Annotated in this window: 1 protein-coding gene; it reads left to right on the top strand. The window is 48.4% G+C overall.

From position 1 onward, the window contains the following. Positions 1–588: 588 nt before the first annotated feature. Positions 589–2716: PAS domain S-box protein (locus E5S67_RS31585; RefSeq protein WP_172193382.1), on the top strand; the 2128-nt coding region annotated here is incomplete at its 3' end.

Below are 2716 nucleotides of genomic sequence, written 5' to 3'. Positions count from 1 at the left end.
CCACTCCTCCTACAAATGCAGTTCACGCTTCTGTTGACGCTCTACCTATTATCCTCTCTGGATAGCACTTTTACAAAACCGGGATGCTCCCAACTCAAGCCAGCACGAAGAACCTACAAAAACTGTGTGCTATTGGTTGGAAAATTAAGCAATTTCCTAGGATAATTAAGCAACTAACCGACAGAGAATATTGCCAGCGCCGTCAAGCTAGAATTCCAATAAATCATATTGCTTACCATGAACTTGTGTCGGTTTGGCGCTCAAAAGTTTAGCCGATAAAACTCATCAAACAATATATCAAATTAAACACTGGCTGCTATCAAATTATTTAATTGATTGGCTAAAAAAATCCGATGTTCAGATGTTTATTGTCTAATTTTAGGGTGCTGGTACACGGATCTGTGGCAGTTGCGTAAGTCCTGGTAATATTAAAGATGGATTGAGATAGATTTTCATGGGGTTGACTGGGAAAGGCCGCTTTGCCAAAATTTAAGAGTAGCAAAAATACTTAATACAAAAAAGTTGAACTCTATAAAGCGGAATATCGGGGTGGCGACTGCAAAATCCAAAAAATAATAGGTAAAACTGATGGCGACAGACATCCGACACCAGCCGGAAAACGGCTACCACTCAGAACCAACTCAGCCTTCCCCAAGAGAAAATCTGAATAGGCGATCGCCTATGCGTTTGGAGCGAACCCTCAGTTCTTTAGAAACTTGGGGCTTTGGCCTGACTTCTCATCTCGGTTGGCTGAGCCTTGCGCCGACGATCGAAGCAGCTCTCGGAACAGGGGCGCTTTTAGTCTGCTTGCCTGGAATGCTCGTCGGTATGATGCTGAACTTGCAAATGAAACGCTTAGGCGAGCATTGGCCAAACGTAGCCGGAGGAACGCCGAACTATACCACTCGACTGCTAAAAAACTACCCGGCTATAGGACTTTATGCAGCCCTGGGATATTACATAGGCTGGGCTTGTGGTGGGGCGTTTAACGCCATCCTACTCACAGACACGATCGCCATCAACCTGGAGCCATTGGGGATTACTTTTCCGAAGCGGCTATTGCAAATTGGATTTACAGTGCTACCCCTGATTGTGGCTTGGAGCGGCACTAGGGGGTTGAGCATCCTGCATTTATTTTTCATCATCCCGGCTATTGGATTCTTATTTACTTTTTCCGTTCAAGGGTTGGGCTGGTTAGCCTTCTCTCCAAGCAGTCCGGGCTTTTTTCCCACCACCGTGCCGAGCGTCAGCTTTTTGGACTGGGTAAAATGGTACTTCTTTGCAACGATTATAGTTTATGCCTGTGAAACGGCTGCTTCATTTGTCGCCGATAGCCGCCGTCCTGGGGAAACGCTGCGGTTTTTGAGAATCTCGACGGGTTTTATGCCTCTGACCTTTATGGGTGTTTCCTGGATCGTGATGCGATCGCCGATTACTCCAGAGATCGCCGCCAATCCGTTCTCAAGTCTGATAGTAGCAGCCCGACCTTTCTGGGGCGATTCAGCTCCCCTGCTCGTAACATTCCTAGTCTTCTCCGGCTGGCTGCTTTCTTCGACAACTTGCTTTTCCATCAGTCCCCGCATTTTGTATCAACTTGCCGTAGACGGAAAGATTTCCCCCGTCTTCGCTGTGGTGTCTCGACGGGGAGTTTTTGGCCCGGCCCTGATGGCTACGCTGTTTGTCAGCCTGTTCTTTCTAATTTGGGGGGACTTAGCTCATATAGTAGTCGTGGCAGGTATTAGTTACCTGGTCTCGATTATGGCAGTCCATCTAGCACTGTGGCTGCAAAGAAAGCGGCCAGAGGTTCTGTGGCCGTGGTGGTCTCTAGGCTTCTTTATGGTAGAGACGGTTGTTTTGGTTTGTGGCGGATTGGCTTGGGGGTGGCAAGATTTCATCCTGGGTCTACTGTGTCCGATCGTCTTGTGGGCAGCGGATGGGGCGATGCGACGCATAAACTTTCCCCCCTTCCATGCGGAGTGGTGGATTAAACTTTACAGGACGCAGAGCAATCGCCTGGTCGCAGATTTTGTAACGTTTCAGGTGGTAATCCTGATTTTACTGGTCTGTAGCGCTGTGGCGATCGGTTGGGGTTCTGGGATCAGATTAAACGCTAACTCTAGTGTTGGTTCTAATCTTTTGCTGGCGCTGCTTTTGTTAGTTGCTTTTGTGGCGGTGGCGATCGCCTGCTGGACGAGTTTACCCCAAGTCGTCTCAATGGATGAAGCACGAGAGGGAGCAGAACAGCTATTTACCATTGCCCTAGATGCGATCGTAGTGCTGGATGAAAAAGGTGTAATTCGCCAGACTAATCCCGCTGCTGAAAGCGTCTTCGGAATAGATTCTACTAGGCTAATTGGGTCTTACCTCAACAAATTTCTACCCGGATTAGGGGCTCAGCCCGATCGGTGGCTCAGTCGCAGCGAACAAACTCTCAACCAACCCGATCGCGACTCGCGCATTCTAGAAGTTGCCATCTCAGACCGATTCTCTCAAAGCGCTTCGACAACCAATCAGGATCTGCAAGAATATGTGGCGATCGTCCGCGATATCACCGATCGCAAACAAGCCCAGTCAGCCCTGCAAAAGGCTAATGAGGAACTAGAAATCAAAGTCGAGGAGCGTACATCTGAACTCACCCACACTGTAGAGCAATTGCAGAATGAAATTCAAGAGCGCCAGCGGATCGAAGCAAATCTCAGAGCTATGCAAAATCAGA

The organism is Microcoleus asticus IPMA8, assembly GCF_013179805.1.
GTDB lineage: Bacteria > Cyanobacteriota > Cyanobacteriia > Cyanobacteriales > Microcoleaceae > Microcoleus > Microcoleus asticus.
The sequence above is the reverse complement of the archived record's forward strand: the minus strand, read 5'-3'. Positions and strand labels throughout refer to the sequence as shown.